Genomic DNA, 556 nt, shown 5'->3' on the forward strand with positions numbered 1-556 from the left:
CGATGAGCGACCGCATCGGCATATTGCGCGACGGAAGGCTGGTGCAGGAGGGGCCGCCGGAGGAGATCTATAACAGGCCGAAGAGCGAGTTCGCTGCCACCTTCCTCGGCGACGCCAACATTTTTCGCGGCGATACGACGGGCGATGGCATCCGGCTGCCGGACGGCACGGCGATTGCCGCCGGCGCGGGTGCCAAGCTTGCCGCCGGCGCCAAGGCGAGCTGTGCCGTGCGCCCCGAACGCATCCGCATCGCCACGGATGCCGGAGCACCGGATGGCACTGCCAACATGCTCAAGGGGCAGGTTTCCAAGCGCATCTTCGCCGGCAACAACAGCACCTATTTCGTCGAGCGTGGCGGCCAGACGTTGAAGGTGATTGTACAGAACACGGGTGTCGACAGGCTGGCGGAAGGTCAGGACGTCGTTCTGCGCTGGTCGCCGGAGAGTACGGTGTTGATCGCGGCGGGGGAGGTAGAGCGGTTCGCCCCCCTCTGTCCTGCCGGACATCTCCCCCTCCAGGGGGGAGATAGGCAGCCTCAACGCCGCCACTCTTTCTT

General features: G+C 65.6%; 1 protein-coding gene. It reads left to right on the plus strand.

The window, feature by feature from the left end; genetic code table 11:
- The coding region (locus EN939_RS37205; RefSeq protein WP_245473345.1) for a TOBE domain-containing protein at positions 1-556 on the plus strand (556 nt) is incomplete at both ends.

It is taken from the genome of Mesorhizobium sp. M7A.F.Ca.CA.002.05.1.1, assembly GCF_003998335.1.
Lineage (GTDB): Bacteria > Pseudomonadota > Alphaproteobacteria > Rhizobiales > Rhizobiaceae > Mesorhizobium.